This window comes from Allokutzneria sp. A3M-2-11 16 (genome assembly GCF_024213555.1).
In the GTDB taxonomy this organism is placed as follows: domain Bacteria; phylum Actinomycetota; class Actinomycetes; order Mycobacteriales; family Pseudonocardiaceae; genus Allokutzneria.
In genome coordinates, this window is sequence record NZ_JANAVO010000001.1 from 1,709,337 (window position 1) to 1,736,266 (window position 26,930).

Annotated in this window: 34 protein-coding genes; 15 read left to right on the forward strand and 19 right to left on the reverse strand. The window is 70.1% G+C overall.

Annotated features, from left to right (window positions below; translation table 11 throughout):
- Nucleotides 1-95: 95 nt before the first annotated feature.
- Together NLX83_RS08615 and NLX83_RS08620 are read right to left on the reverse strand one after the other, a co-directional pair.
- Nucleotides 96-1,073 (reverse strand): TAXI family TRAP transporter solute-binding subunit, encoded by a 978-nt coding sequence (locus NLX83_RS08615; protein WP_254234300.1) that lies wholly within the window; start codon nt 1,071-1,073, stop codon nt 96-98.
- Nucleotides 1,066-3,057: a TRAP transporter permease gene (locus NLX83_RS08620; protein ID WP_254234301.1), complete on the reverse strand. Its 1,992-nt coding sequence runs from the start codon at nt 3,055-3,057 to the stop codon at nt 1,066-1,068. The genes NLX83_RS08615 and NLX83_RS08620 overlap by 8 nt, the downstream gene beginning before the upstream one ends.
- Nucleotides 3,058-3,228: 171 nt before the next feature.
- On the opposite strand from NLX83_RS08620, the gene NLX83_RS08625 reads away from it, so the two are divergent.
- A complete protein-coding gene (locus NLX83_RS08625; protein ID WP_254234302.1) occupies nt 3,229-4,362 on the forward strand; it encodes a glycerophosphodiester phosphodiesterase in 1,134 nt (377 codons plus the stop codon).
- Here the strand turns inward: NLX83_RS08625 and NLX83_RS42225 are convergent.
- Nucleotides 4,359-4,697 carry a helix-turn-helix domain-containing protein gene (locus NLX83_RS42225; protein ID WP_374118696.1) on the reverse strand — a complete coding sequence of 113 codons (339 nt, stop codon included), beginning with the start codon at nt 4,695-4,697 and terminating at the stop codon, nt 4,359-4,361. The genes NLX83_RS08625 and NLX83_RS42225 overlap by 4 nt on opposite strands.
- 174 nt (nt 4,698-4,871) lie before the next feature.
- Nucleotides 4,872-6,158: an adenylosuccinate synthase gene (locus NLX83_RS08630; RefSeq protein ID WP_254234303.1), complete on the reverse strand. Its 1,287-nt coding sequence runs from the start codon at nt 6,156-6,158 to the stop codon at nt 4,872-4,874.
- Nucleotides 6,159-6,232: 74 nt separating this feature from the next.
- Here NLX83_RS08630 and NLX83_RS08635 point away from each other — a divergent pair, with 74 nt between their 5' ends.
- The gene (locus NLX83_RS08635; RefSeq protein ID WP_254234304.1) at nt 6,233-6,889 is read left to right on the forward strand and encodes a hypothetical protein; all 657 of its coding nucleotides are present in this window, start codon (nt 6,233-6,235) and stop codon (nt 6,887-6,889) included.
- A 185-nt stretch (nt 6,890-7,074) separates the two neighbouring features.
- On the forward strand, nt 7,075-7,671 hold the full coding sequence (locus tag NLX83_RS08640; protein WP_374118760.1) for an HNH endonuclease family protein: 597 nt from the start codon (nt 7,075-7,077) through the stop codon (nt 7,669-7,671).
- 45 nt (nt 7,672-7,716) lie between these two features.
- Here the strand turns inward: NLX83_RS08640 and NLX83_RS08645 are convergent, their stop codons facing one another.
- Nucleotides 7,717-8,553, reverse strand: a complete 837-nt coding sequence (locus tag NLX83_RS08645; protein WP_254234306.1) for a hypothetical protein — start codon at nt 8,551-8,553, stop codon at nt 7,717-7,719.
- Between the two features lie 101 nt (nt 8,554-8,654).
- On the opposite strand from NLX83_RS08645, the gene NLX83_RS08650 reads away from it, so the two are divergent.
- Nucleotides 8,655-8,915, forward strand: a complete 261-nt coding sequence (locus NLX83_RS08650) for a hypothetical protein (RefSeq protein WP_254234307.1) — start codon at nt 8,655-8,657, stop codon at nt 8,913-8,915.
- A gap of 4 nt (nt 8,916-8,919) precedes the next feature.
- Here the strand turns inward: NLX83_RS08650 and NLX83_RS08655 are convergent, their stop codons facing one another.
- From NLX83_RS08655 to NLX83_RS08680, 6 genes are all read right to left on the reverse strand, one after another.
- Complete coding sequence (locus tag NLX83_RS08655; RefSeq protein WP_254234308.1) at nt 8,920-10,026, reverse strand: FUSC family protein; 1,107 nt, start codon at nt 10,024-10,026, stop codon at nt 8,920-8,922.
- A 3-nt stretch (nt 10,027-10,029) separates the two neighbouring features.
- Nucleotides 10,030-10,614, reverse strand: coding sequence for a hypothetical protein (locus NLX83_RS08660; protein ID WP_254234309.1), 585 nt, complete (start codon nt 10,612-10,614; stop codon nt 10,030-10,032).
- Nucleotides 10,615-10,619: 5 nt separating this feature from the next.
- Entirely contained in the window at nt 10,620-11,036 is a 417-nt protein-coding gene (locus tag NLX83_RS08665; protein WP_254234310.1) for a DUF3151 domain-containing protein, read from the reverse strand.
- Nucleotides 11,037-11,181: 145 nt separating this feature from the next.
- Nucleotides 11,182-12,216 (reverse strand): class II fructose-bisphosphate aldolase, encoded by a 1,035-nt coding sequence (gene fbaA / locus NLX83_RS08670; RefSeq protein ID WP_254234311.1) that lies wholly within the window; start codon nt 12,214-12,216, stop codon nt 11,182-11,184.
- Nucleotides 12,217-12,336: 120 nt separating this feature from the next.
- Nucleotides 12,337-13,125 (reverse strand): S1 family peptidase, encoded by a 789-nt coding sequence (locus tag NLX83_RS08675; protein WP_254234312.1) that lies wholly within the window; start codon nt 13,123-13,125, stop codon nt 12,337-12,339.
- Nucleotides 13,126-13,173: 48 nt separating this feature from the next.
- The gene (locus NLX83_RS08680) at nt 13,174-13,821 is read right to left on the reverse strand and encodes a dihydrofolate reductase family protein (RefSeq protein ID WP_254234313.1); all 648 of its coding nucleotides are present in this window, start codon (nt 13,819-13,821) and stop codon (nt 13,174-13,176) included.
- Nucleotides 13,822-13,911: 90 nt separating this feature from the next.
- Here NLX83_RS08680 and NLX83_RS08685 point away from each other — a divergent pair, with 90 nt between their 5' ends.
- Nucleotides 13,912-14,466, forward strand: coding sequence for an excisionase family DNA-binding protein (locus NLX83_RS08685; RefSeq protein ID WP_254234314.1), 555 nt, complete (start codon nt 13,912-13,914; stop codon nt 14,464-14,466).
- On the forward strand, nt 14,463-14,690 hold the full coding sequence (locus tag NLX83_RS08690) for a hypothetical protein (RefSeq protein ID WP_254234315.1): 228 nt from the start codon (nt 14,463-14,465) through the stop codon (nt 14,688-14,690). The genes NLX83_RS08685 and NLX83_RS08690 overlap by 4 nt, the downstream gene beginning before the upstream one ends.
- Nucleotides 14,691-14,767: 77 nt before the next feature.
- Here NLX83_RS08690 and NLX83_RS08695 read toward each other — a convergent pair whose 3' ends face one another.
- From NLX83_RS08695 to NLX83_RS08705, 3 genes are all read right to left on the reverse strand, one after another.
- The gene (locus NLX83_RS08695) at nt 14,768-15,283 is read right to left on the reverse strand and encodes a snapalysin family zinc-dependent metalloprotease (protein ID WP_254234316.1); all 516 of its coding nucleotides are present in this window, start codon (nt 15,281-15,283) and stop codon (nt 14,768-14,770) included.
- Between the two features lie 117 nt (nt 15,284-15,400).
- Nucleotides 15,401-15,736 (reverse strand): thioredoxin, encoded by a 336-nt coding sequence (gene trxA, locus NLX83_RS08700; protein ID WP_305884173.1) that lies wholly within the window; start codon nt 15,734-15,736, stop codon nt 15,401-15,403.
- Nucleotides 15,712-16,098, reverse strand: coding sequence for a MerR family transcriptional regulator (locus NLX83_RS08705; protein WP_254234317.1), 387 nt, complete (start codon nt 16,096-16,098; stop codon nt 15,712-15,714). Before NLX83_RS08705 ends, trxA begins: the two co-directional genes overlap by 25 nt.
- Nucleotides 16,099-16,254: 156 nt before the next feature.
- Between NLX83_RS08705 and NLX83_RS08710 the strand changes: the two genes are divergently transcribed.
- Nucleotides 16,255-16,641, forward strand: a complete 387-nt coding sequence (locus NLX83_RS08710; protein ID WP_254234318.1) for a hypothetical protein — start codon at nt 16,255-16,257, stop codon at nt 16,639-16,641.
- A 3-nt stretch (nt 16,642-16,644) separates the two neighbouring features.
- On the opposite strand, the gene NLX83_RS08715 is transcribed toward NLX83_RS08710, so the two are convergent.
- Nucleotides 16,645-17,622, reverse strand: a complete 978-nt coding sequence (locus NLX83_RS08715; protein WP_254234319.1) for a helix-turn-helix domain-containing protein — start codon at nt 17,620-17,622, stop codon at nt 16,645-16,647.
- 163 nt (nt 17,623-17,785) lie between these two features.
- Between NLX83_RS08715 and NLX83_RS08720 the strand changes: the two genes are divergently transcribed.
- On the forward strand, nt 17,786-18,328 hold the full coding sequence (locus NLX83_RS08720) for an RNA polymerase sigma factor (protein ID WP_254234320.1): 543 nt from the start codon (nt 17,786-17,788) through the stop codon (nt 18,326-18,328).
- On the opposite strand, the gene NLX83_RS08725 is transcribed toward NLX83_RS08720, so the two are convergent.
- The gene (locus tag NLX83_RS08725) at nt 18,273-18,554 is read right to left on the reverse strand and encodes a YciI family protein (protein ID WP_254234321.1); all 282 of its coding nucleotides are present in this window, start codon (nt 18,552-18,554) and stop codon (nt 18,273-18,275) included. The two genes, NLX83_RS08720 and NLX83_RS08725, sit on opposite strands and share 56 nt — an antisense overlap.
- Nucleotides 18,555-18,698: 144 nt before the next feature.
- Between NLX83_RS08725 and NLX83_RS08730 the strand changes: the two genes are divergently transcribed.
- Genes NLX83_RS08730 through NLX83_RS08755 form a run of 6 tightly spaced genes read left to right on the forward strand, consistent with a single transcriptional unit; the run spans nt 18,699 to nt 23,270 of the window.
- Complete coding sequence (locus tag NLX83_RS08730) at nt 18,699-19,304, forward strand: RNA polymerase sigma factor (protein WP_254234322.1); 606 nt, start codon at nt 18,699-18,701, stop codon at nt 19,302-19,304.
- A gap of 52 nt (nt 19,305-19,356) precedes the next feature.
- Complete coding sequence (locus NLX83_RS08735; protein WP_254234323.1) at nt 19,357-20,286, forward strand: ROK family protein; 930 nt, start codon at nt 19,357-19,359, stop codon at nt 20,284-20,286.
- Nucleotides 20,283-21,428: an N-acetylglucosamine-6-phosphate deacetylase gene (nagA, locus tag NLX83_RS08740; RefSeq protein WP_254234324.1), complete on the forward strand. Its 1,146-nt coding sequence runs from the start codon at nt 20,283-20,285 to the stop codon at nt 21,426-21,428. Before NLX83_RS08735 ends, nagA begins: the two co-directional genes overlap by 4 nt.
- 18 nt (nt 21,429-21,446) lie before the next feature.
- Entirely contained in the window at nt 21,447-21,734 is a 288-nt protein-coding gene (locus tag NLX83_RS08745) for a hypothetical protein (RefSeq protein WP_254234325.1), read from the forward strand.
- 24 nt (nt 21,735-21,758) lie between these two features.
- Nucleotides 21,759-22,478 (forward strand): DedA family protein, encoded by a 720-nt coding sequence (locus NLX83_RS08750; protein ID WP_254234326.1) that lies wholly within the window; start codon nt 21,759-21,761, stop codon nt 22,476-22,478.
- A gap of 36 nt (nt 22,479-22,514) precedes the next feature.
- Complete coding sequence (locus tag NLX83_RS08755; protein WP_254234327.1) at nt 22,515-23,270, forward strand: hypothetical protein; 756 nt, start codon at nt 22,515-22,517, stop codon at nt 23,268-23,270.
- 10 nt (nt 23,271-23,280) lie between these two features.
- Here NLX83_RS08755 and NLX83_RS08760 read toward each other — a convergent pair whose 3' ends face one another.
- Complete coding sequence (locus NLX83_RS08760) at nt 23,281-24,666, reverse strand: FAD-binding oxidoreductase (protein ID WP_254234328.1); 1,386 nt, start codon at nt 24,664-24,666, stop codon at nt 23,281-23,283.
- Nucleotides 24,667-24,709: 43 nt separating this feature from the next.
- Nucleotides 24,710-25,462, reverse strand: coding sequence for an MBL fold metallo-hydrolase (locus NLX83_RS08765; RefSeq protein ID WP_254234329.1), 753 nt, complete (start codon nt 25,460-25,462; stop codon nt 24,710-24,712).
- A gap of 69 nt (nt 25,463-25,531) precedes the next feature.
- Here NLX83_RS08765 and NLX83_RS08770 point away from each other — a divergent pair, with 69 nt between their 5' ends.
- Nucleotides 25,532-26,197 (forward strand): DedA family protein, encoded by a 666-nt coding sequence (locus tag NLX83_RS08770; RefSeq protein WP_254234330.1) that lies wholly within the window; start codon nt 25,532-25,534, stop codon nt 26,195-26,197.
- Here NLX83_RS08770 and NLX83_RS08775 read toward each other — a convergent pair.
- On the reverse strand, nt 26,180-26,680 hold the full coding sequence (locus NLX83_RS08775; protein ID WP_254234331.1) for a hypothetical protein: 501 nt from the start codon (nt 26,678-26,680) through the stop codon (nt 26,180-26,182). The two genes, NLX83_RS08770 and NLX83_RS08775, sit on opposite strands and share 18 nt — an antisense overlap.
- Between the last annotated feature and the right edge of the window lie 250 nt (nt 26,681-26,930).

Here is a 26,930-nt window from a genome sequence, read left to right on the forward strand (position 1 = left end):
GCGCTCCCAAATCCCGCTATGAGTACGAAACGGGATTGGTTTGGACCACGTCGGCTCAGGATGAGGGGGCGTGGACGGCCAGCATGGGGGAGAGTTTAGCTGGTGAGGGCCTTCTGCGCGCCTGGGTGGAGCTGCACCGGAGCGGTGGCGGTGGCCTTGTCGCGGAGGATGTCCTTGGCGGCCGGGTGCACCTTCTCCAGTTCGGCGCGCTTCTCGAAGAGCAGCTTGGTGATCGCGCAGGCGTTGGCGGCGGGGAAGTCCTCCCGCACCAGCAACAGGTTCGGGACCACGATGGTCGGGACGTCCTTGGCCAGCTTGTAGGTGGCCGCGGGGATGCTGCCCGCGTCGTAGACCGGGTTGATCTTCTTCAACGGCTCCAGCAGCGGCGTGATGTCCAGGAACCGCACGCGCTCGCGCAGCGACGTGGTCAGGTCGGTCAGCTGCGCGGTGGGCAGGCCGCCGGACCACACCAGCCCGTCGAGGGTGCCGTCCTTCATCCCGTCGATGGTCTTGTTCAGGTCCAGCCGCTGCGCCTGCACGTCCTTGGCCGGGTCGAGGCCCGCCGCCTGGAGCAGCCGGTTGGCGATCAGCTCGGTGCCGGACTTCGGCGAGCCGGTGGAGATCCGCTTGCCGCGCATGTCCGCGATCGAGTTGATGCCGGAGTCTGCGCGCACCACGACCTGCGTGTAGTTCGGGTAGATCCGGGACAGCGCCTGGATCTTCTGCGGTTTGCCCGCGAAGGAGTCCTTGCCCGCCACCGCGTCCGCCGCCGTGTCGGCGAGGGAGAACGCGATGTCGTAGTCACCGGCGACGAGCTGCTGCACGTTCTGCACCGAAGCCCCAGTCTCCGCCGCAGTCGCGCGGAGCTTGGTGTTGCCGCTGACCAGCTGCGCGAGGCCGCCGCCGACCACGTAGTACACGCCGCCCGCGTTGCCGGTGGCGATGGTCAGCCTGCCCTCCCCGGCCTCACAGCTCGCGCCGCTCGCGCCGCCCGCGTTGGTGTCGACGCGTTTGCCGCCGCATCCGGTCGCCACCAATGCCACCGCGACGAGCGCTGCCAGGGTCTTACGCATCGATCTCAACTCCCTTGCTTCGACGCCGAGTGATCAGGTGCACCACCACGGCCGCGGCCAGGACCGCGAGCCCGATGACGACCACCACCGGCTGGAGGTAGAGCAACATCAGCGCGGCGATCGCGCAGAGCACCCGCTCCGGCCACCCGGCCGGGCCGAGCAGCCACCCGCCGGTGGTCACCGACAGCGCGGCGACTCCCAGCGCGGACACGGCGAACACCCACACGGTGTCCAGGAAAGGCTTCTGCAGCAACAAAGCCGCGCCGTTGTCGGTCAGCACGAACGCGATGGGCACGAGGAACGCGGGCAGCGTGTACTTCCACGTCTGCCACATCGTGCGCATCACCGCGCCACCGGTGATCGCCGCGGCCGCCACCGCCGCGAGCGCGGTGGGCGGGGTCACCTCGGACAGAACCGCGTAGTAGAACAGGAACATCGCGCGCTCGGGCGCTTCGACGCCGAGCGTGGCCATGGCCGGGCCGAGCACCACCCACGCGATGATGAACGAGGCGGTCACCGGGACCGCGAGGCCGAGAACCCCGACCGCGACGGCCGAGAACAGCACGGTCAGCAGCAGCACCACCGTGGCGTCGGTGGCCAGCGCGCCCGCGAGGTCGACCAGCGCCGAGGACAGCACCTGGCCGAGTCCGGTCTTGGTGATCGTCGAGGTGATCACGCCCGCCGCCGCGCAGACCGCGACGACCGGCAGCGCGCCGCGAACGCCCCTGGAGAGCGCGATCGCGACCTCGCCCAACCAGTCCACAATGGACCCACCGGCGAGGAGCTTGCTCGCCAGCGCGAAGAGCGCGGCCAGCCCGGTCGCGTAGACCACCGCCGCGAACGGCGGGATGTCCAGGGCCAGGAACACCACGATGATCGCCAGCGAGGCGAAGTGGTAGCCGCCGCGCTTGAGCACCTGCCAGGGGCTCGGGGTGTCTATGTCGATCTCGCGGGCGCCGAAGCGCTTGGCGTCGGCCTGCACCGCGAGCACGATCCCGAGGTAGTAGAGCACCGTCGGCAGCAACGCCCACAGCAGCACTTCGAAGTAGGTGACCTGGAGGTACTCGGCGATGATGAACGCCGCGGCGCCGAGGGTCGGCGGGGACAGGATCGCGCCGATGCCCGAGGCCGCGAGCAGCCCGCCCGCCTGTTCCTTCGGGTAGCCGGCGCGCTGGAGGATCGGCCAGGTCACCGCGCCGAGGCTGACGGTGGTGGCGGTGCCAGAGCCGGAGACGGTGCCGAGCAGGAAACCGGAGAGCGCGGTGGTGCGGCCGGGCGCCGTCGCCGACTTCCGGAACGTGGCGAAGCTGATGTCCACGAAGAACTTGCCCGCGCCGGAGGTCTCCAGCATCGCGCCGTAGATGGTGAACAGCACGATGTAGGTGGCCGCCACGTCCAGCGGGGTGCCGTAGAAACCGCTGGCGTCGTTGTAGAGCGCGTTGATGATCTGGCTGAAGTCGATGCCCGCGTGCGCGATCGTCCAACCGGGCGGCAGGAATCCGCCGTAGTAGGCGTAGGCCAGGAAGGCGACGCAGACCAGCGGGAGGACGAGCCCGGTGGTGCGCCTGCACGCCTCCAGGACGAGCACCAGCAGTACGGCGCCGCACAGGATGTCCATTGTGGACAGAGAGCCCTGGCGGTCGAGGAACGCGTCGAACCCGCCCAGTACCGGGTAGAGCCCCACCAGCAACGCCACCGCGGCCAGCACCCAGTCGTATACCGGCGGATTGTCCCGCTCGCGTCGTTGCGAGCGGGACAACCCTGGACGGTAGACCAGGAAAACAAGGGGCAGCACCAGCGCCAGGAAAATGATCAGGTAGTACTGCCCGCCCTTGCTGAACGGGAAGAACACCTGTTTGAGCACGAGCAGCGCGACGGCGAACGCGGCGAGACCGACGCCGAACTCCCAGCGCCCGGTGAGACGGCGGGCGGGGCGTTCCTCGTCGTAGTCGGCAACCAGCTCATCGACCGTCGGACCGGCCAACGGCCACCTCCAGCGTGGTGCGGCTCACAGAGAGGACCATCCTGCGTTGTGGATGGCAATACTCCACGGCACATTTACCGCGTTGTTGCCAGCTCGTAGCCCTACGGTGGCACCACCGACGCCGCAGCGCGTTTGGCTCGACGAACACCACTACAGGGGAGGTCTCCCACGATGTCTCGCCGCTCGCGGACGTCCCGGATCGCCGGGCTCGCCGTCTCCGCAGTCGCCGTGCTCGGCGTGGTCGGGGTGCCCGCCTCCGCCGCACCCGACACCGCGCAGGAGCTCTCCGCGCACCGCGACGCCGGGCCCCTCGTGCTCGGCCACCGCGGCGCCTCCGGCTACCGCCCGGAGCACACGCTGGCCGCCTACGAGCTGGCCGCGCGGATGGGCGCCGACTACATCGAGCCGGACCTCGTCTCCACCAAGGACGGCGTGCTGGTCGCGCGGCACGAGAACGAGATCGGTGGCACCACCGACATCTCCACCCGCCCGGAGTTCGCCGACCGCAAGCGCACCAAGGTCATCGACGGGACCTCGCTCACCGGCTGGTTCACCGAGGACCTGACGCTGGCGGAGCTGAAGACGCTGCGGGCCAAGGAGCGCATCCCGCAGATCCGGCCGCGCAACACCCTCTACGACGGCCGCTACCAGGTGCCGACGTTCCAGGAGGTGCTCGACCTGCGCGCCCGGCTCTCCCGCGAGCTGCGCCGCGACATCGGCGTGTACCCGGAGACCAAGCACCCCACGTACTTCAACTCGATCAAGCTGCCGCTGGAGCCCGCGCTGGTCCGCACGCTCACCCGCAACGGGTTGAACACCCCGCGCGCCAAGGTCTTCGTGCAGTCCTTCGAGGTCGGCAACCTCAAGGCGCTCAAGCGCGAGCTTCGGGTGCCGCTGATCCAGCTGATCGACTCCTCCGGCGCCCCCGCCGACTTCGTCGCCTCCGGTGACCCGCGCACCTACGACGACCTGGTCAAGCCCGCCGGGCTGCGGGAGATCGCGGGCTACGCCGCGGGCATCGGCCCGGCCAAGGACCGCATCATCCCGCGCGACGCCAACGGTTTCCTGAAGCAGCCGACCACCCTGGTCAAGGACGCGCACGCGGTGAAGCTGAAGGTGCACCCGTTCACCTTCCGCAACGAGAACAGCTTCCTGCCCGCGGACTTCCGCAGCTCCACCGATCCGGCGCAGTACGGCCGCGCCTTCGACGAGTACGCGTTGTTCTTCAAGCAGGGCGTCGACGGCCTGTTCTCCGACAACCCGGACACCGCCGTGGCCGCGCGCGCCGAGTTCCTCAACCGCTAGCCGGGCCACGGGGGTGCTACCGACGGGGGCCAGCGGGGTGGGGGAGTTGCCGGCCGGGGCGGTCTTTGCACCTCGTACCACCGCCTCGCCCACTCCGCGGGATCGGCGCCGCACGCCTCCGCGAAGGCCATCACCACCGCGCGGGTCGGGAAGTGGTCTCCCCGCGCCGCCGCCGACAGGGTCCCCGCGGAGAAGTAGACCCGGTCGGCCATATCGCGGTAGGTGGGATTCCCCTTGCTGCTGCGGAGATTCCTGAGCTGGCCGGCCAATCTGCCCGCCGGTGACTCCGGATCGCTTATGGGGCGCTCCGGCCGCCCCGACTTCCTCGCAGACATCGAACCCCCCGGTCGACGCTTTCGTGCGGCTCGTTTTCGCGGCCCACAACGATTGTGCGGTCACCGAGCGTGCACGGACAGGGCCACCGGGGTTTGATTGACGGCGCACAGTTACGGCAAACGGACCAAGGGGCACCCCGCGCGCGGCGGAGTGCCCCTTGGTGCGGAACGGGATTACGTCAGCGGGTGGCGGACGATCGTCTGGTCCCGCCCGGGGCCGACGCCGATCGCGGACATCCGCGCGCCGGAGAGCTCCTCCAGGCGCAGCACGTACGCCTGCGCGTTGGCGGGCAGCTCCTCGAAGGTGCGGCAGTGGCTGATGTCCTCCCACCACCCCGGCAGCTCCTCGTAGACCGGCTTGGCGTGGTGCACGTCGGTCTGCGTCATCGGCATGTCGTCGTGGCGGACGCCGTCCACCTCGTAGCCGACGCACACCGGCACCCGGTCCAGGCCGGAGAGCACGTCCAGCTTGGTCAGGAAGTAGTCGGTGATGCCGTTGACGCGCGCGGCGTAGCGGGCGATCACGGCGTCGAACCAGCCGGTGCGGCGGGCGCGGCCGGTGGTGACGCCGACCTCGCCGCCCTTCTTGCGCAGCAGCTCGCCCCACTGGTCGTTGAGCTCGGTCGGGAACGGGCCGGAGCCGACGCGGGTGGTGTAGGCCTTGAGGATGCCGATCACCGTGGTGATCCGGTTCGGGCCGATGCCGGAGCCGACCGCGGCGCCGCCGGAGGTCGGGTTGGACGACGTGACGAACGGGTAGGTGCCGTGGTCGACGTCGAGCAGCGTGCCCTGCGAACCCTCCAGCAGCACGGTGTCGCCGCGCTCCAGCGCCTGGTTGAGCAGCAGCCGGGTGTCGGCGATGCGGTGCGAGAACCGGGACGCGTGCTCCAGCACGGTGTCCACGACCTGGTTCGCGTCGAGCGCGCGGCGGTTGTAGACCTTGACCAGCACCTGGTTCTTGAACTCCAGCGCGGCCTCGACCTTCTGCCGGAGGATCTTCTCGTCCAGCAGGTCCTGCACCCGGACGCCGACGCGGGCGATCTTGTCCTGGTAGCAGGGGCCGATGCCGCGGCCGGTGGTGCCGATCTTGGCCTTGCCGAGGTAGCGCTCGGTGACCTTATCGATGGCCACGTGGTACGGCATGATCAGGTGCGCGTCGGCGGAGAGCAGCAGGCGGGAGGTGTCCACCCCGCGCTCCTCCAGGCCGGACAGCTCCTCCAGGAGCACACCCGGGTCGACGACGACGCCGTTGCCGATCACGTTGGTGACACCGGGGGTGAGGATGCCCGAGGGGATCAGGTGCAGGGCGAAGTCCTGCCCGTCGGGAAGAACCACGGTGTGGCCGGCGTTGTTGCCGCCCTGGTAGCGAACGACCCACTGCACCTGCTCCCCGAGCAGGTCGGTGGCCTTGCCCTTGCCTTCGTCGCCCCACTGGGCGCCGATCAGGACGATGGCAGGCATGTGAATACTCCAAAGAGGTCCGGCTGAGCGACGAGGGCGGATGCCGGTAGTTGAGGGTAGACCAGGAGTCGACTGTGGACGCACTAGCGCTGTGCTGCGGAAACGCGGAGATCACCGAGGGTGAGGGGGTCGAGACGCACCGCATCGGCGAACGGCCGGGCAAGGCCGAGGTCGATCCGCTGCTGGAAACCCTCGGCGACCGGCGCTTGGTCGTCTGCGGGACCGACGCCGACCTTGCCGCGGTGGCATTGCGGCTGCTGCGCACCGAGCGACTCCCGGAGGTCGCTGTCGGTTACGTCACCTCTGACCGGAATTCCGGTGTGGCGGAACTGTGGGGGCTGCCGACCGATCCAGCGACCGCACTGCGCCGCGCCCTGCGCGGCGAGGTGGACAAGGTCCCGCTGGTGCGCGACGACGTCGGCGGGGTGCTGGTCGGCCGGGGACGGATCGGTCCGGTGCGCGGCGTGGCCTACTGCGACGACACCCAGGTGCTGCGCGGCCAGGCGAGCAGTTTCGAGGTCACCCCGCACCCCGGGCTCGGCCTGGAGGTCACCGTCGTCCGGCGTGGGCTGTTCGGCAGCCGCCGGGCCGTCACGACCGGCCGGGCCGTGCAGATCGGGTGCCTGCCGACCCTGGTCCGGAAGGACGGCGTGGCGCACGAACGCCAGCTCGACAAGTGGATCTGGTACCGGCACACCGAGGATCTACGGCTCATTCGAGGTCTCGATTGAGGGCCCCAGCTTTCCCGACCTTCGGAGGGAATTGCTGATCTGTTCGTACTGAGGTAACTCGAATGTGTTGCTTCCCTCACTCCAGCGGGTGATGGTCTAGTTGACCTTGCAACCAGGCCAACGACCTGCCGGAGGCCCGAGTGTCCGCCACCGCCCGTGTGCTCAAGACCCTGTTGCCCGCAACGCTGCTCGCCGGAGCCGTCTCGATCGGCGTGACCGGATCGGCGTCCGCCACCCCGCCGGGAATCCCCGACACCGGCACCGCGAAGTCCGAGCTCGCCGCGTTGCGCGTGGCCCCGGAGGGCCCGATGACCGGCTACTCCAGGGAGGAGTTCCCGCACTGGGGAACGGTTTCCGGCGAGTGCAACACCCGTGAGACCGTGCTCAAGCGCGACGGTACGAACGTGCAGACCAACGCCTCCTGCGCCGCCGTCTCCGGCAGCTGGTTCAGCCCGTACGACGGAAAGACCTACACCGCCGCGTCGGACGTCGACATCGACCACGTCATCCCGCTCGCCGCCGCCTGGCGGTCCGGGGCGAAGGCGTGGACCAAGGAGCGGCGCACGCAGTTCGCCAACGACCTGGCCAACCCGCAGCTGATCGCGGTGAAGGACTCGGTGAACCAGAACAAGGGCGACAAGACTCCCGACGCCTGGAAGCCGCCGGTCCAGGGCTACTGGTGCACCTACGCGAAGATGTGGACCCGGTCGAAGGCCAAGTGGGGCCTGACGATCACCCAGGCCGAGAAGTCCGCGCTGACGAGCATGCTCGGCGGCTGCTGACCTCGTCCGTCCTAAGAGGACGCACGAGCGTCCTCTTAGGACAGTTCAGCTGTTGATGGCCCGGCGCAGCGCGTCCTGCATCGCGAGCAGGCGCTCCGGAAGACGCGATGGCGCCTCGATCTCGTTGCCCTGGAAAAGGGTTCGCGTCACCTCGGCGTCGCGCGCGCGTTCGCACTCGAACTGCCGGATCGCGATGTCGAAGGTGACCAGACCGCGGAAGAGGTTGTGCACCACGGAGTTCAGCCGCTCCACCTCGTACTGCATCTCCGCGGCGATCCCGGCGAACGCGGGGCGCCCGCGCGCCTCGCCCAGGTCGGAGCGCAGCACCAACTGGTCCCGCAGCTCGACCAGCGTCTCCCAGACCCGCCGCTCCAGCGCGGCCAGCGCCGCGCGGTCGACGAAGTCCAGCTCGGCGATGCCGCTGCGCTGGATGCTGGTGAGCGGTTCGCACAGCGAGCGGGCGAGGTTGTTGTCGTCCGGGTACCCCTCGAAGTGCACCCAGGCGATGACGTCCTCCTCGTCGGCGACGCCGACCATGAGCTGCTCGACCTCGGCGTGCGCCCCACCGGAAACGCGAACGCGGATCGACCCCACGGCGAGGTACCCGCCGGCCAGCGCCACGATGAGGACCCCCAGCAACAGGGCGACCAGGAGCACGTTGCTGAAGTTCATGCCCAGCACCAGAAGCACGGTCACCGCGGGCAAGCCGAACCCCGCTCCGATCCTGCCGAAGTTGCCGAACACGGACTGGATTCGCTTGCGCTGGGCCAAACGGCGTACCGCGTTGAGGTCGGCGGCGGGGTTCCACATCCACCAACGGGGGAACCCGGTGAGCACGACGACGTGACCGGGACGCGCGGGAAGCCAGTTGTGCCGGGTCACACCAACCTCCCCCGTCGCGGGCCAAGCCGGTTCCGTCCTGCGCCGTGATACCACTCCCGGTACCGTCCGCGCATCCCCTTGAGACGACAAGGACATCCGGTATGAGCGAACTGACGTCGAAGTTCACCGCGCTGCCCGGCGGGGTCATGACCGACGAGGTCGGGGTGATCACCGGCGACCTGGAGCTGCGCACCCGCTACGACGGGGACGGCGCACTGACCTCGGAGGTCCGCTACGACGGCGCGCTGGAGTGGTACGGCCTCACCGGCGCGGACTGCAAGCTCTACGACGAGCGGGACCACGAGACCGTGCACACCGTGCTGCGCAACGTCCTGCACCGGGCGCCGATCGAGACCGGCTGACGAATCACTCCACAGTGGACGGTGGCTGGCGCTTCTGGCTGAGCGGGGGCAGCGCGGCGAGCGCGTCGTTGCGCTTGATCCCCGTCGCCAGCAGCAGGTCCACCGCGATCGAGCGGAGCTGGGCGAGCACGACGCGCGAGGAGAACCCGCCCTCACCGATGAGGGCCAGCGTCGCGCCGCGTGCCGCAACGTAGATCTCCTCCCTGGCCTTCACCGGTTCCCGCCCCTCGGCCAGATCGGCCTGCAGGGTGCGCACCGCGTCGGCGAGCCGGTCGAGCACGTCCGCGACCCCGCCCGGCATCGGCTCGTCGTCCCGCAGTGCCGCGAGCGCCCGCCGCACCAGCACCCTGGTGTTGCGCAGCGCGTGGTCCACGGCGGTCGCCGCCGTCTTGTACCGCTCAAGATCGCCGCGGCGGCGCCAGCGTATCGGTGCGATCTTGGCGATCTCCGCCCCGGCTGCCAGTCCGGTCCGCAGGTCCTCGACGGCCTTGTGGCTCTCCCTGGCCTTCGCGAGCACATCGGCGCACTTCGCGGCGTCGTGCCCGCGCACGGCGGCGGCGACTCCGCGCAGGGCCCGCTCCAGCTCGTCGAGCACCACCTTGCCCTGGCGGTGCGCCACGGTCAGGGGGTTCGCGGGCAGCAACCCCGCGACGAGGAGCCCGACGACCCCACCGATGAGCGCGTCCACCATGCGGTCGAGACCGCCGGTGTCCCCCGGCGGCAGGAGCGTGGCGACCAGCACCGCGGAGGACCCCGCCTGCAACGCGATCACCGCGCCGCTGTCCAGCAGCACGGCCGCGGACATGGCCAGCGCGACGACCAGGGTGATCTGCCACGGGCCCGAGCCGATCAGCGAGATCAGCAGGTCACCGACGCCGATGCCGACGCTGACGCCGACCACGAGTTCGCCGACGCGGCGCAGGCGCTGGCCCAGGGAGACCCCGAGGCAGATCACCGCGGCGATCGGCGCGAAGAACGGCCGGGGATGGCCGAAGACGTAGAACGCGACCAGCCAGGCGATGCCCGCGGCCAGCGAGCACTGCACGATCGGGATCGCCGTGCGCTGCCACCGCTTCAGCCTGCGTTCCAGTTCCGACCACACCCGATGCACGGGCTAATGCTGTCTTCTCGAACGCGAAAGGGCCACAGCAATGCCCAGGACAAGCGCCACACCGGCACCGATCAGCGGCCAGCGCGGGGCGGTCGGCGGGGCGGGCACCGCCCGCGCGCGACGGCGGTCCAGCTCCAGCAGCAGACTGCGCTCGCCCATCCGCATCGCCCAGTCGTGGTTGGCAGCCAACGCCGGCTTGAAGAGCACGGAACCGTGCCGCAGCAACGCCCGGTCCGCCCGCACGATCCAGTCGAAGACGACGAGCACGTCGGAGTCCCGCTGCTGGTAGTGCCACTCGCCGCGGCCGGTCAGGTCACCGCGGCCGGTGAAGGCCGAACCTTGCTCATCGTGCTCGGCGACCGTCAGCCGCCAGCGCAGCGTGTACGGCAGCCAGCCGTTGGTGTGGAGGTCGAAGGCGGCGCCGATGCCGTTGTCGTCCCCGGGCTCGACGAGCACCACCTCGCGGTAGACCGCGGGCCACCACCTCGGCAGCTCGCGGGGGTCGCCGAGCACCTCGCGGACCTCGGTGACGGTGCTGTCGGGAACCACCCAGCGGGTCTGGAAGACGTAGTCGTTGGCGCCGCCCACCCGACTCAGGCCAGCCCGAGCGCGGCCGGTGCCTTGGGGTCGCTGTCGGTGAGGAACTGGCGGCAGCGGTCGTACTCCTCCGTCTCGCCGATCTCCCCGGCGGCGCGCGCGAGCGCGGCCAGCGCGCGCAGGAAGCCCTGGTTCGGGCCGTGCTCCCACGGCACCGGGCCGAAGCCCTTCCAGCCCGCGCGGCGGAGCTGGTCCAGCCCGCGGTGGTAGCCGGTGCGCGCGTAGGCGTAGGCGGCGACCGGGTCACCGGCGTCCAGCGAGCGCTCGGCGAGCGCGGCCCACGCGGCGCTGAAGTACGGGTGCTCGCGGGCGACCTGCGCCGGGTCGGTGCCGCTGTCGATGGCGGCCTTGGGCACCGGAAGCTCCGGCAGCGTGGTGGGGTCGGGACCGAGAAGGTTGCCGTGCAAGCTCATTCCCCCATCGTGCCACCCGCCCACCCCAGCGCTTGCGTACCCAATGTGGCATTTGTTTCGTCAGACGTAACCAATGCCGCATTGGGTACACAACGGCCCGGCACCAACGGGGGGTACCGGGCCGTTCGGCGGTGCGGGGTGCGGGTCAGCCCGCGATCATGCGGCCTGCGGACTTCAGGTTCTCGCAGGCGTGCGCGATGCGGGCGGCCATGCCCTGCTCGGCGGCCTTGAGGTAGCTGCGCGGGTCGTAGACCTTCTTGTTGCCGACCTCGCCGTCGATCTTCAGCACACCGTCGTAGTTGCTGAACATGTGCGCCGCGATCGGCCGGGTGAAGGCGTACTGGGTGTCGGTGTCGATGTTCATCTTGATGACGCCGTAGGACACCGCCTCGTGGATCTCCTCCAGCAGCGAGCCGGAGCCGCCATGGAAGACGAGGTCGAAGGGCTTGGACCCGGCGGGCAGGCCCAGCTTCTCCGCGACGACGTCCTGACCCTGCTTGAGGATCTCCGGGCGGAGCTTCACGTTGCCCGGCTTGTACACGCCGTGCACGTTGCCGAAGGTGGCGGCCAGCAGGTAGCGGCCGTTCTCCCCGGCGCCGAGCGCCTCGACGGTCTTGAGGTAGTCCTCGGCCGAGGTGTAGAGCTTGTCGTTGATCTCGTTGTCGACGCCGTCCTCCTCGCCGCCGACCACGCCGACCTCCAGCTCAAGAATGATCTTGGCCTTGTAGGCGCGGTCCAGCAGCTCGGTGGCGATCGTGAGGTTCTCGGCGAGCGGGACCGCGGAGCCGTCCCACATGTGCGACTGGAACAGCGGGTTGAGGCCCTTGGCCACCCGCTCCTCGGAGACCGCGATCAGCGGGCGGACGAACCCGTCCAGCTTGTCCTTGGGGCAGTGGTCGGTGTGCAGGGCGATGTTGACCGGGTACTTCTCGGCCACCACGTGCGCGAACTCGGCGAGCGCCACGGCGCCGGTGACCATGTCCTTGACCTTGGTCCCGGACAGGAACTCCGCTCCGCCCGTGGAGATCTGCACGATGCCGTCGCTCTCCGCCTCGGCGAAACCGCGCAGTGCCGCGTTCAGGGTCTCCGACGAGGTCACGTTGATCGCGGGGTAGGCGAACTCGTTCGCCTTGGCCCGGTCCAGCATCTCGCCGTAGACCTCGGGGGTTGCGATCGGCATTGAAACGTCCTCCTCGTGGGCGTTTTACGGGCTCGGGGCAACGCCGTCTCGCTGCATCCTACGAGGCGAGGCCGTAACGGCCCTCACACACCGACCAAATCGATCAAGATCGGCTTCGGCTCACGCCGCGACGGTCTTCTCGATCCACGCCCGGTGGCCCGCGATGGCGGTCCAGATCCCGAAACCGCCGCCGCAGGTGACCACCTGGTTCGCCTGGCGCGAGGTGACCCCGAGGAGCTGCCAGTCACCGAAGACGTCCCGCCGGACCAGCGGCCCGCCCGAGTCCTGGTTGCAGACTCCGGAGCCCGCCTTGACCGGGGCCGCGCAGAGCTCCTTCCCGGCCGCGAGATCCGTGCACTTCGCGTCGGGCGCCGCCGCGTAGTCCGCCTCTTGCAGGACCACCGGTCGCTCAACGCCCGGACAGGCGGTGTGCGAGGCCGTTTGGCACGTGATTCCCCAGCCGAGCGCCCGGTAACCCGCACCGGGGACACCGACCGCCCCGTCGATCCGCGCCGGTCGCAGCGGCACCGCCTCGACCAGTTCGACCAGCATGATGTCGTTCAGCAAGGCGGTCTCGCCCGCCGAGTACTCCGGGTGGAGGTGCGCGGACCGCACGCCGACGTAGCTGCCGCCCTTGGTGCGGTCGAGGCTTCCGATCCGGTAGAACGTCTTCCCCGGCACGATTCCCTGAGCGCAGTGCCCAGCGGTGACGAGCCAGCGCGCGGCGATCAGGGCGGCCCCGCAGAAGTGCTCGCCATCCTTGCCCGCGGCGGGGAACTGGGCGGACGCCATGAACGGGTACGGCCCCGTGGCGTCCCGCCCCTTGACGATCGCGCCCGCGCTGCCCGCGCCGCTCGCCATGAGCAGCGCCACCGCCACGACAGCCAGGGAATGCCTTCGCGAGTTCATGAGCTGCCCCGATCGTCCGTGGATTCGGACAATCTTCGAGTACGGGCGTCACCTCCGCCAGAACAGGTGGTGGACGACGCCGCTCGGACTGGGCACGACGTCGAGGTGGAACCGGTCGAGCAGCTCCTCCGGCGATTCCCAGAGCCGCGATCCGGAGCCGATCTCCACCTGGGGCGAGACCGCCACGTGCAGGGTGTCGACGAGGTCGGCGTCGAGGAACTGCCGGATGGTGGCGGCCCCGCCGCCGAGCCGGACGTCCTTGCCACGGGCCGCCTCCTTCGCCAGCTTGAGGACGGTGACGGGCTCACCGTCAACGAAGTGGAACGTGGTGTCGGAGAGCGTGAACGACGGGCGCTCGTGGTGGGTCAGCACGAAGACCGGGGTGTGGAACGGCGGCTCGTCGCCCCACCAGCCGCGCCACTCGTGGTCCGCCCACGGGCCGCGCGACGGGCTGAACTTGTTGCGCCCCATGATCTCCGCACCGATGTTGTTGGCGAAGTCCCGCGTCAGGTAGTCGTCGAGGCCGCGGCTCCCGCCCGGGTCGGTGCGGTTGGGCCAGCTCGCCGTGGCGCCGGCCCACGCGAACATGGTGCCGGGATCGGCGTGGCCGAACGGCCGCTCCAGGCTCTGGCCCTCGCCCGCGCCGAACCCGTCGCCGGAGACGTTGAAGTTCTGGACTTTCAGCAGCTGGGTCACGTGGTCCTCCTGCACTCGTGGTGATGGAGAGACCGCGCCGGGCGGAACAACTCATCGCCGACCCCAGGGTGACACGGGTCACATGGCCCGATGACCCTGATGCTTGAAGAGATGCCCCCGCCGGCCAGCCCTGCCGAACTGGACGCCGCCAGGAGCCTGGCCGAGACCGTCGCCGGCAGCGCCGTCGAACTGGTCGTCCGGGAGGCCGATGGCACGGAGCACGTGCTGTCTGCGGCCGAGGCCAGGATCTGGCTCCTGCTGCTGCAGGCGCGGGCGCGGGGCCAGAAGGTCATCCTCTTCGGCGAGGACGAGCAGATCAGTCCGCGTCAGGCCGCCGAGCTGCTCGGTATCTCCCGGCCGATGGTCTACCGGCTGATCGACCGGGGGGATCTGACCGCGATCCAGGTCGGCAGCCACCGCCGGCTCCGGGCCGTCGACGTCGTCGATCTCGCTCGGTCCCGGGCCGCCGCGGCAGCGGTCGTGGACGCCGGGTTCGCCGCCGCCCTCCGCACCGGTCACGCGACCGGTGAGTCCACCAAGGCGGACGCCGACGCGAAGGCCGCGTGGCGCGAAGCCGACGGCGAAGAACGCGCGGCGGCCACCGAGCGCACCGCGAAGCGGATAGCGAGGCGACGCGGTCAGTGACGGCGACGAACGACCCACTGCGATTCGTCGTGTTGGACGTCAACGTCTACCTCGACGCCGTCCTGCACGACGACGCAGTGGTGCTCGGTTCGCCACCGAACCTGGCGAACATCCCTTCGCTGCCGCCGCGTCTCGTGCACCCGGCACTGCACGTACTCGGTATCGAACGACAGCGATCTGTTGTCGCTGAGCAGGCGATCGGGCTGGCGACCGCACGCGCGTGAACTGTTCCGAAACCCCCGTCCGGGCAGGGTAAACGGCGGGACCGGAGTCGGGCCGATCCCGCCGTCACGTGTGCGCCCTAGGCGGCTTCCGCGGCCCTGGAGCCGGCGAACTTGCGGTCGACCTCGGCCGCCTCGGCGGCGTTCGGCGCGACGCTCTTGCAGCCGACGCCGCCGGTGCTGCCGGACATCAGGCTGGAGCACGGACCGGGCTTGCGGTCCGGCAGGCCGAGGATGTGGCCCAGCTCGTGGGTGGCGATGCGCGGCACGTGGTAGCCCTGGTTGACCGCGGTGCGGCCCATCCAGACGGTGCCGGAGCCCAGGCGGCCCGGCTGCGCGCGCGGCCAGCCGTTGTCGACCAGGATCTTGATCGACGAGTTGGCCGGGGTGCCCTTGGCGAGCTTGACGTTCTTGACGCTGTTGTTCCAGACGACTGCCGCGTCCTCCCAGGCCTTCGCGAACTCGCCTGCCTGGGTGTTGTCGTAGTACAGGGTGCGGGCCATCGGGGCCGCGGACGCCGCGACCTGCAGGCCCGCCGCGAGCGGGATCGCCACGACGAGACCGATCACCGCGCGTCGGAGGTTCGAGAGTGCCATTTTCTGAGTTCTCCTTGCTGTTGCAGGGAAAGCGGGGTCCTCAGGTGGCCGTGTGCTCCGACGCTAATTCGTGATCTTGATGGCTGACAGGGCCGTTCGTTGGTTCTTGTTCACCTTTCAGTCGGTGATGCCCAGGTCCTTGAGCAGCCTCGTCTTGGGCTTGGCGCCGACGACCCGGCGGACGACCTCACCTTTGTCGAACACCAGCAACGTGGGCAGCGACAGCACGGCGTAGCGGGCTCCGACAACGGGGTTCTCGTCGTAGTTGAGCTTGACGACGCGCACCTTGTCCGCGTGCTCGGCTGCGATCTCGGCGAGCACGGGCGCGATCATCCGGCACGGCGGGCACCAGGTCGCCCAGAAGTCGACGACAACGGGGAGGTCGCTGCCGAGCACGATCTCGTCGAAGGTCGCGTCGGTGACGGCGGTCAGTTCCTGCGCAGGCGCGGACATGTCTTCTCCTTGTGCTTCTTGGCCCGTTCGAGCTGGGTCTCCAGGTGGGCGCGGACCGCGTGCAGGCGCTCGACGCAGTCGTCGATCTCCTCGATCTTGCGGCGGTAGACGGCGACGGCGTCCGGGCACGCGTCACCCGCCGCGTTGCCCGCCCGCAGGCAGGCCACGAACGGCCGGGTCTCCTCCAGCGCGAAGCCGATGTCCAGCAGCGACCGGATCTCGCGGGCGACCCGCAGGTCCAGCTCGTCGTAGTCGCGGTAGCCGTTGGCGCTGCGCCGGGCACCGAGCAGGCCCTGGCTCTCGTAGTAGCGCAGCGCCCTGGTGCTCGTGCCGACCTTCTCGGCGAGTTCTCCGATGCGCATGTCCGCCTCCCGCTCGGCGACGCTAGACCTTGACGCCGATGTCAACGCCAGGGATTCCGGCAGATTCCGGCACACCAACGGGTGCGGAGATCACCACGGGAAGCCGACCCTCAGTAGCCTTTCGGGCACGAGGAGTCACTTCGGGGAGGCGCTGCGGTGGAGCTGGCGTTGGACGTACCGTGCCCGGTCTGCGAGGGCAGCGGGAAGAACACCGAGCCGGAGGCCGAGCACATCGGCGAGGAGGCGTACCGCAGGCGCAAGCGCGCCGTCCGCTTCCTGCTGGCACCGCCCGTCGCGGCCAGGATCAACGAGATCGCCGACGAGTGGGAGGAGCTCAAGCAGTACGCGGCCGACCGCGGCGACGAGGAGGTGCTGGGCTTCGTGGAGTACCTCCAGCTGCGCGAGGGCGACTCGGTGATCACCAGGGCCTACGTCACCGCGAACACCCACCCCGACTGCGAACCGTGCAAGGGCAAGGGCCGCGAGCTGACCGACCAGGGCAAGATGGTGCTGGCCTTCATCAAGCGCTGGCCGCCGGAGTAGCGCTCACGCGCCGAGCAGGACCAACCCGGCCCGCTGCGCGCGCACGGCGGCCTCGGTGCGGCTGCGCACGTCCATCTTGTGCAGCACCCGCTCGACGTGCTTGGCCACGGTCTTCGGCGAGATCAGCAGCCTGGTCGCGATCTGCACGTTGGTACGGCCCTCGACGAGCAGGGTCAGCACCTCCAGTTCGCGCACGCTCAACCCGAACGGCGGCTCGGCGACCTCCTCCAGCACGAGCACCCGGTTCTCCCACCGCGTCGTGGTGATCGCGTGCAGGACGCCGCCGCCGGAGTGCCACCAGAACTGCTGCGGCAGCCGCTGCTCGGCGTAGCGCGCGAGCAGCATCGCGATCAGCGGCGTTCCCTCGGCGAGGTGCGGGCCGGTCGGCCTGCCGGGCACGCCCTCGATGACCGGGCCAGGGTAGAAGCAGACGCAGTTCACCGCGTCGTCGACCTCCCACACCGGCGGCGGGAACGAGCGCGTGCGGTCGACCAGCCCGCCGAGCATGGTCTGCATGGCGACGAAGAGGGGAACGTCCTCGTCGGCCGGATGGTGGACGTCCTCCATCGAGGCGTGCAGGTTTCCGGTGTAGACGCCGAGCCGGTTGTAGAGGCGGACCGTGATTCCCTCGTTGAATCCGGCGGGCAGGAAGACCTCCTGGGCCGAGAACGTTTCCCGGTAAGGAAAGCTCGTGTCCCGCCACCTCAGTGGGCGGCGGTCCACCTTCCGCATGTGCAGATAGGCAGGATCGTTGTGCACGAGCCATGAGTCCAGGTGGTCGAGCACCCGATCCGGATAACCGACGTTGACCAGGGAGTTGTGGTCCACGTCAAAGTCGTGGAAAGTCGACAGGCACGCCGCGTCGTACGGAACGACCTTCCGCAGCCCGTACAGAATTTCCTCCGCCTTCTCCGAAGAAGCGGAGGAGCCTCCGAGGATCGCTCCCGCCTCGACCAGGAAAGCTACGTGGTCATCGCGCATCCGCCACCTCCCCGTTGAGGGTGCGCCAGGGTACGTCGGCCCCCTCGGCCGAACAATGGGCAATTGATCCCATTGGCTCGGCCGACCTCGGAAAATAGCGTGTTCACCCTGGGGAACAAGCGGTATCAGGGGGCGGACTACCCCGATGTGGGGATGGTGGCAGATGACTGACGACTCGGAGTTCGCAACGGGTCTGGCCCGCTGCCGACCGGCGATGCTGGTGATCGCCCAGGGGATCATCCGGGATCGGGACGACGCCGAGGACGCCGTCCAGAGCGCTTATCTGCGGGCTTGGCACAAACGCGCACAACTGGGCGATCCAGGTGCGATCAAGTACTGGCTCGCCACCACTGTGCGGCGCGAGTGCTATGCGCTGCTCCGGGCGAAGAAGAAATGGACGGAGGCGCCGGAGGAATTCCGCAGGACGGCCTGCGACCCCGCCGAGGTGGTGACGGCGGGGGAGGCGCTGAACCGGCTGCGGCGTGCGTTCTCCCGGCTACCGAGGACCGACCAGCTGGTCTGGTACCTCAAGGTGCACAGGCACTTCCGGCACCGGGAGATCGCGACGATCGTGCACAGCTCGGAGGGCGCGGTCGGCGCCCGGCTGCACCGGATGCGGATCGCCCTCCGAGAGGCGCTGGGTGAGCCCGCTACGACAGCCAGGCGCCGAGGCCCGGCTTCCACTCGCTCACCGTGGTCTTCGTGATCACGCCCGCCTTGGTGTACGGATCAGCGTCCAGGTGGGACTGGAGCTCGTCGGCGTCCGCGGCGTCGAAGACCACGATGCCGCCGGTGTCGTCGGCGAGCGGGCCCGCCGCCAGCACGATCCCGCGCTCGGCCAGCGCGCCGAGGTGGGCGCGGTGGTCGGGACGGGCGGCGTACCTGGTGTCCCGGTCCGCGCTGTACTCCCACTTCACGACGAAGCGCGCCATGATGACCTCCAACCTCGGGTGATCTTGCGCGCCGAACGCTAGACCACTGCGCTGCGTAATCGATTGACCGTGGATCGTCACGTTTTCTGGCACTTATCCCAAGCTGGTTGCCACAAGGGCGGCCAACCTCGGTACGGTCGTCGCGTGGTAGGGGACGACGCGCAGGGCCTGGGTCAGCAATCCGGTCCGAGGCCGGTCACCGTCGAACAGACGGTAGAGCGGACGCTCGGCCACATTCGCGCACTCGATCCCGACGACCGGCCGGGCGGGAACACGCTCACGCTGGAGGACCTCTACCGCCAGCACCGGATGCGCCTTGTCCGGCTGGCCGTGCTGCTCGTCGACGACGCCGCGACCGCCGAGGACGTGGTCCAGGAGGCGTTCACCGGGCTCTACCGCAACTGGTCCGGCCTGCGCGACGGCGCCGCCGCCGTCGGCTACCTGCGCACCGCCGTGGTCAACGGCAGCCGCTCCGTGCTGCGCCGCCGCAAGACCGCTCGCGAGTACCAGCCGCCGCACATGATCAACGCCAGGTCGGCGGAGTCCCTGGCCATGCTCACCGCCGAGCACCAGGCGGTCGTCGCCGCGCTCGGCCAGCTGCCGCCGCGGCAGCGCGAGGTGCTGGTGCTGCGCTACTACGGCGGGATGTCCGAGGCGGAGATCGCCGAGTCCACCGGCATCTCCCGCGGCACGGTGAAGTCCACCGCGAGCCGGGCGCTGGACGCGCTGCAGAAGATCATCAAGACCTGAGCGAACCGGAAAGGTCTAGACCAGGCGCCGCCCGGTGCCGCAGGATGCCAGGGTGACCAGCCCCCCTGTTGTCGTCGCGGTCGACGTCGGCGGCACCGAGATCAAGGCCGCGCTCGTGCGCGGGCTCGCGGAGCCGACCGTGCTCCGCGAGCTGCGCCGGGCCACCCCGAAGCGCGCGAGCGGCACCGAGACCGCGGACGCCGTGGTGGCCGAGGTCACGGGCATCGTCGCCGAACTGAGCACCGAACTCGGCAGCGGGGAACGACCGGACGCGGTGGGCGTCGTGGTCCCCGGCATCGTCGACGACGACCGGCGGATCGGCGTCTTCTCCGCGAACCTGGGCTGGCGGGACTACCCCTTCGGCGAAGCGCTCGCCGCGCGCATCCCCGGGCCGCTGGCCTTCGGCCACGACGTGCGCGCGGGCGGGCTGGCCGAAGCGCGGCTCGGCGCGGGTCAAGGCTTCGACGACCTGGTGGTGCTGCCGATCGGCACCGGGATCGCCGGGGCGCTGATCATCGGTGGGCGACCGCACTCCGGCGGCGGCTACGCGGGCGAGATCGGGCACCTGGTGATCGCGGACGGCCCGGAGTGCGCGTGCGGTCAGCGCGGCTGCCTCGAACTCATCGCCTCCTCCTCCGCCGTCGCCCGCCGCTACACCGAGCGCACCGGGCGGCCGGTCGCCGGGGCGGCGGATGTCGCGGCTTTCCTGCGCGACGGCGATCCGGAGGCCAAGCTGGTCTGGGACGACGCGGTGAACGCGCTGGCCAGGGCCATCACCCACCTCGCGACGCTGTTCGCTCCGCAGGCCGTCGTGCTCGGCGGCGGGCTGGCCATGGCCGGTGAGCTGCTGACCGCGCCGCTGGAGAAGCGGCTGGACGAGCTGATCACCATCCAGCGCCTGCCGGAGCTGCGGCGGGCCGCGCTGGGTGACCGGGCCGGGTGCCTCGGCGCGGCGCTCATGGCGATCGAGGAGGGCCGATGAAGCTCGCTGGAGGCAGGATCGTCACGCCGGACGGGGTGCTCGACCCCGGCTGGCTGCACGTGAAGGGCGACAGGATCGCCGCGCTCGGCGAGGGCCGCGGACCCGAGCTGCCCGGCGAGGACGTGGTGGACGCGAGCGGCTGCTGGATCGTGCCCGGCTTCGTCGACGTCCACTGCCACGGGGGCGGCGGCGAGTCCTTCTCCACACTCGACGGCGACCGGATCGCGCACGCCGTGGCCGCGCACCGCAAGCACGGCACCACCACGATGCTGGCCAGCCTGGTCACCGGCGAGATCCCCGAGCTGGCCAAGCAGGTCGCGGCGCTCGCCGAGGCCACCAGGGACGGGCTGGTCGCGGGCGTGCACCTGGAGGGGCCGTTCCTCTCCGCGGCCCGCTGCGGCGCGCACGACCCCGCACTGCTGCGCGCGCCGGACCGCGAGTCGGTGCGGACGCTGCTGGACGCCGGGGACGGCGCGGTCCGGATGATCACGCTCGCGCCCGAGCTGGACGGCGCTGTCGACGCGGTCCGGCTGCTCGCCGACAGCGGCGTGATCGCCGCGATCGGGCACACCGACGCGACGGAAGCGCAGGTCAGGCCCGCGGTGGACGCCGGGGCCACGGTGGCGACGCACCTGTTCAACGGCATGCGCCCGCTGCACCACCGCGAACCGGGGCCGATCGGCGCGCTGCTGGACGACGAGCGGGTCACCGTCGAGCTGATCTGCGACCTGGTGCACCTGCACCCGACCGCGGTGCGGCTGGCCGCGCGGCACGCGGGGGCCGGGCGGACCGTGTTGATCACCGACTCGATCTCCGCGTCCGGCATCGGGGACGGCGTGTACGACCTGGGCGGGCTCCAGGTCACCGTGCGCGACGGGGTGCCGACGCTGGCGGGCGGCTCCCTCGCGGGCAGCACGCTGACCATGGACGCCGCCTTCCGCAACGCCGTGGTCAACGGCGGGCTGAGCATGTCCGAGGCCGCTTTCGCCTGCTCCACCCGGCCCGCCGCGCTGCTCGGGCTCGCCGGGGCCACCGGGGCGCTCCGCGCCGGGCTCACCGCCGACCTGGTGGTGCTGGACGCGGACCTGCGCCTGCGTTCGGTGCTGCACCGGGGCGGGTGGGTGGACACGGCGACGGCCTGACCCCGCTACCTTGGAGGGATGGGCCAGGCAGACGATCCGGAGCGCTTGCTAGCCGAAGCGCTGCGGGCGCAGGCCGCCTCCACCCCGGCGAGCGGGTCGAGCGGCTCGGGCGGGTGGGGCGACAACACGGAAGCCGCCCTGCGCGCGATCACCGGCACCGGGCCGACCGAGCGCGTGGACAACGACATGCCGACCGTCCGGACGGACGGTGAGCGGGCCCCGCTGCGGCCGCGGACGGTGCTCCTACTCGCCGTGCTGCTCGGGCTGGCGGTCGGGACTGTGGCCGGGCTCGTATCCGTGCTGTGACCCGAATCTGTATGGTGGGCGCTCGTGACGACCGTTTTGCCCGCTCTCGCCAGCACCACGACCGAGATGGCGCTTTTCGGCATCAAGTGGCTCGATCCCGAGTACATCATCACCTCGATGGGCCACTTCGCGCTGGTGGGGATCTGCCTCATCGTCTTCGCCGAATGCGGTCTGTTCGCGTTCTTCCTGCCAGGTGACTCGCTGCTGTTCGTGGCGGGACTGTTCGTGGCCAGCGGCGCCATCAACACGCCGATCTGGCTGGTCTGCACGCTGATCACGCTGGCGGGCATCCTCGGCAACGTCGTGGGCTACGCGATCGGCTGGAAGGCCGGTCCCACCCTGTTCGACAAGCCGAACTCCAAGATCTTCAAGAAGGACTACGTCGACAAGACGCACGAGTTCTTCGAGAAGTACGGCGCGCGGGCGATCGTGCTCTCCCGGTTCGTCCCGGTGGTGCGCACGTTCATCACCGCGCTCGCCGGGGTCGGCCGGATGGAGCCGAAGAAGTACTTCACGTACTCGATCGTCGGCGGTATCGCCTGGGGCGCGGGCATCACCGTGCTCGGCTACTCGCTCGGCGGGGTCGCGTTCGTGAAGAACAACCTCACCGCCGTGCTGCTGGCCATCGTGTTCATCTCGATCCTGCCGATCATCATCGAGGTGATCAAGGCCCGCAAGGAGAAGCGGATCGAGGCGCGCGAGGCCGCCGAGAAGACGCAGATCTTCCAGACCTACCGCGACTGATGCAACCCGGCGGGTGAGCGCGTCCGTAGGTGAGGCGTGATCACCAAGATGAAGCATCGTCTTGCCGTCAGCACGCTGGGCGCCCTGGTCGTCCTCTCCGTGCTCACCCCGCCGGGTTCGGCAGCCCCCGTTGCCACCGATTCGGCCAGACCTCAGATCGGCGTGGACGCGGGCGGGCACCTCTCGCGCGCGACCCCGGCTCCGGCGGCGACGTCGCGGCTCAGCGAGATCCCCGACATCCCGTGGCCGCCCGCCGGTGTCGTCCCGCCCAAGCACTCCGCCGAGAAGCTGCGCGAGTTCGGCGCGGCGATGGGCGAGCGCCTGGCGAAGTCCTTCCCGCAGGTGGTCCCCGAGGCGCAGAACATGCAGCTGACTCCGTGGAGCGGCGAGTGGACCGGCGTCATCGAGGACGGCCAGGACTACCTGACCACGTGGGCGGTCTACCACGACAAGATCGGCAGGACCGCCACGGCGTACCAGATCGAGGCGCCCGGCCACTTCACCAGCTCGCCGCGCAAGTGGTGCGAGATCAACTCCACCACGATCTGCACGGCGACCAAGCAGCCGGACGGTTCACTGGTGCTGCACGGGGTGAGCAAGATCGAGACCGGCAAGGAACCCCGGCACATCGAGAGCGCGCTGCACTACCGCCTGGACGGCACCGTGGTGTGGACCTCGGCCTACGACTACGACCCGATCTTCGACCCGAACCAGGGGCCGAACCGGGACAAGATCGCGCTGACCACCGCGCAGCTCACCGAACTGGCCACCGATCCCGCCCTGCACCTGTAGACGGACCGGCTCAGCTGAACATCGACCCCGGGTTGAACACCGACCCGGGGTCGAGCGCCTTCTTGATCGCCCGGTGCGCCTCGATGCCGACCGGGCCGATCTCCCTGGCCAGCCACTCGCGCTTGATCTTGCCGACGCCGTGCTCCCCGGTGACGGTGCCGCCGAGCCGCAGGCCGACCTCCAGGATCTCGTCGAAAGCCTGCTGCGCCTTGGCGAACTGCTCGGGCGAGGACGCGTCGTAGACGATCGTCGGGTGCATGTTGCCGTCGCCCGCGTGCCCGACGACGGCGATCACCAGGCCGCACCGCTTGCTGATCTCCTCGCAGCCGCTGATCAGCTCGCCGATCCTGGTCCTCGGCACGCACACGTCGTCGGTGAGCCAGGAGCCGTAGACCTCCAGCGCGTTCAGCACCGCCCGCCGCGCGGTCAGCAGCATCCGGCCCTCTTCGAGGTCGGTGGTGGAGTACGCCAGGTCCGCGCCGGAGTCGGTGCAGATCTGCTCGATCGCGGCCAGCTCCTGGAGCGCGGCCTCGCCGCCGGAGTCGGACTGGCAGATCAGCAGGGCGGCACTGCCCGCGCCCGCGCCGACCTCGGTGTTGAGGTGCTGCTCGACCGCCTTGATCGACGCCGCGTCCATGATCTCCATCAGCGACGGGACAAGGCCCTCGCGGACGATGCGGCTCACCGCGGCTCCTGCGGCGGCGGTCGAGGAGAACGAGGCGACCATCGTGCCGGGCGCCTTCGGCAGCGGGCGCAGCGCGAGGGTGGCCTGGGTGATCACGCCGAGGGTGCCCTCGCTGCCCACGAAGAGCTTGGTGAGGTCGTAGCCCGCGACGCCCTTGACGGTGCGGCGACCGGTGCGCAACACGTCCCCGTTGGCCAGCACGACTTCCAGGCCGAGCACGGAATCCGTTGTGACGCCGTACTTCACGCAGCACAGGCCGCCCGCGTTGGTCGCCAGGTTGCCGCCGATCGTGCACCAGTCGTAGCTGGAGGGGTCCGGCGGGTAGAACAGCCCGTGCTTCTCGACGGCCTGCCGGAGGTCGAGGTTGATCACGCCGGGCTCGACGACGGCCAGCCGGTTGTCCGCGTCGATCTCGACGATCTTGTTCATCCTGGTGGTCACCAGCACCACGCAGCCGTCGATCGCGTTGGCGCCACCGGAGAGCCCGCTGCCAGCGCCGCGCGGCACGATCGGCGTCCCGGCGGCGGCGCAGGCCAGCACGACCTGGCGCACCTGCTCGGTGTCCGACGGCAGCACCACGGCCAGCGGAGAGCCCACCGGGGCCAGCGGCATCATGTCGCGGCTGTAGCCCGCGGTGACGTCCGGATCGGTCAGCACCCCGTCTGCTCCGACGGCGGCTTTGAGCTGGTCGATGAGGGCGGCGGTGTCCACCCACCGACCGTAGTCCGCGGCGCCCTGGCTCGGCGAGGGCTCTTCAGCGCAGTTCGTAAGTCTCGTTCTCGGCGACCGCGACGGTGCGTCCGCCGAAGACCTTCGCGGCGCGCCCGGCGGCGAACTCCGGCGTCATCGCGGGGCCGACGTGGGTGATCAACAGCTGCTTCACGCCGCCCTTGCGCGCGGCTTCCCCAGCGTCCTCCGGCGTGCAGTGGACCTCGGTCTGGTCGTCCGAGTCCGCCTCGCAGAGCAGCACATCCGCGCCGGTGGCCAGCTCGTCCAGCGCCGCGCACGGACCGGTGTCGCCGGAGTAGGCCAGCACCCGGCCGTTGTGCTCGGCCCGCAGCCCAAACGCGGGGATGCCGTGGTGCACGGCGCGGCTGGTGAGCCGGAGGTCGCCGACGTCGACCTGGTGGCCGTCGTGCAGCTCGTGCTCCTCGAAGACCGCGCTCATCGCCGCCACCTGCGCGTTGGTCAGGAAGGCTTCGAGCCGCCCACCCCAGCCGATCGGCCCGTAGACCGGGATGCGGTGCCGCGGGCGCAGCTCCGAGAAGGCCAGCGCGTAGTAGGCGGAGGCCAGGTCCGCGAAGTGGTCGGCGTGCAGGTGGGAGATCCAGATCGCGCTCAGCTGATCGGGGGAGACGTGGCGCTGGAGGTTGGCGAGGGAACCGGGGCCCGCGTCGACCCACACCGCGCTCTCCTCGGTCCGCAGCAGGTACCCGGAGCAGGCGTTATCCGGGCGCGGGTAGGGCGTGCCCGCGCCGAGCACGGTCAGGCTCAACGTGCTGATCACGTTGTCCTCCCTCCCGGTCAACCAGGAATTCACCGATGACCGGCCGCTGGTCCACGTAGGGTCGGCGAAGTGACGGCGACGCAGACCCTCCTGGCCTGGGACCCGCTGGGGTCCGGCGGCCCGGTCCTGATCTGGGCCGTGGTCGTCAGCTTCATCTTCGCCGAGTGCGCGCTTGTCATCGGGCTTTTCCTACCCGGCGACTCGCTGCTGTTCACCGCCGGGGTCCTGCTCGCGCAGCAGGGACTGCCCGGCAACGCGTGGGGACTGGCCGTCGCGACGACACTGGTCGCGATCTGGGGCAACGACGTCGGCTACCGGATCGGCGTGCGCACCGGCACCCGGGTGCTGGCCCGCGAGGGCGGCAAGGTGCTCAACCGGCAGAACCTGGAGCGGGCGCGGAACTTCCTGGACCGCTACGGGTTCTGGGCGATCGTCGCGGCCCGCTGGCTGCCGTGGGTGCGCACGCTGGCGCCGATGATCGCGGGCGCGGCGCGGATGGACCGCGGGCGGTTCTTCTGGTCCTCGGTGATCGGCTCGATCACCTGGGCGCCGCTGCTGATCCTCTTCGGCTACTACGCGGCGGGACTGCTCGACCGGTACCCCTGGCTGAAGGTGACGGCCGCCGTCGCGTTCCTCGTGGTGGTGCTGGCCGGAACGGTCTACGGCGCAATCCGCTTCCGCCAGGACATGAAGCGGCCCATCGACGAGTCCGCCTCCTCACCAGACCGAACGTGAGCCCTCGGCGAACCTGCGCAGCGTGGCGAGCGACGGCCGCACGAACATGTGCCCGGACGCGAACCCGATCATCCCGATGAACAGGAACACCACGGGCTCGAAGTAGGTCAGCGCGTTCACCTGGCGCGGGTCGGTCAGCACCGGCAGCAGGACGGCGACCGCCGAGCTCACCGCGATGGCGCCGAGGCACGCGAACAGCGCGTTCCGGATGCCGCGAGCGCGGGAGACGATGAGGTTGTCACCGTGCAGGCAGCACCGGGACACCAGCAGCGTCACCGCGAGGGCCACCACGAACAGCGGCGGCAGCGCGCTGACGACCTGCGCCAGTGGACCGCCCGGTGAGCCGACGACCGTGCCGACGAAGCGCATGAACGCGTACATCAGCGGGGTCAGCACGGTCAGCGTGACGCCGATGGTGACCACCCCGCCGCGGAAGCGGCTCGCGAACAGCGGCGGCAGCGGTACGAGTTCCTGGTGCGGCATTCCCCTTCGACGGAACCCGGCGGCGGCGCGTTCCGTCCCAACCCGGCGGGAAAAGATGAACGAAAGCCATTTCATCAAGGCTATATCAGGAATTCTTGACGCCACTCGATGAAGCCTGTCATCTTTTCCGGAACAACCAGGAAAGGCTACCGGAAAGTAGAAAAGCATGCGCTCTCAACTGAGGACCGCCTTCCTCGCCCTGCTGGCCCTCGCCGCGCTCGGCGCGCTGGCGCTCCCGCCTGCCGGAGCG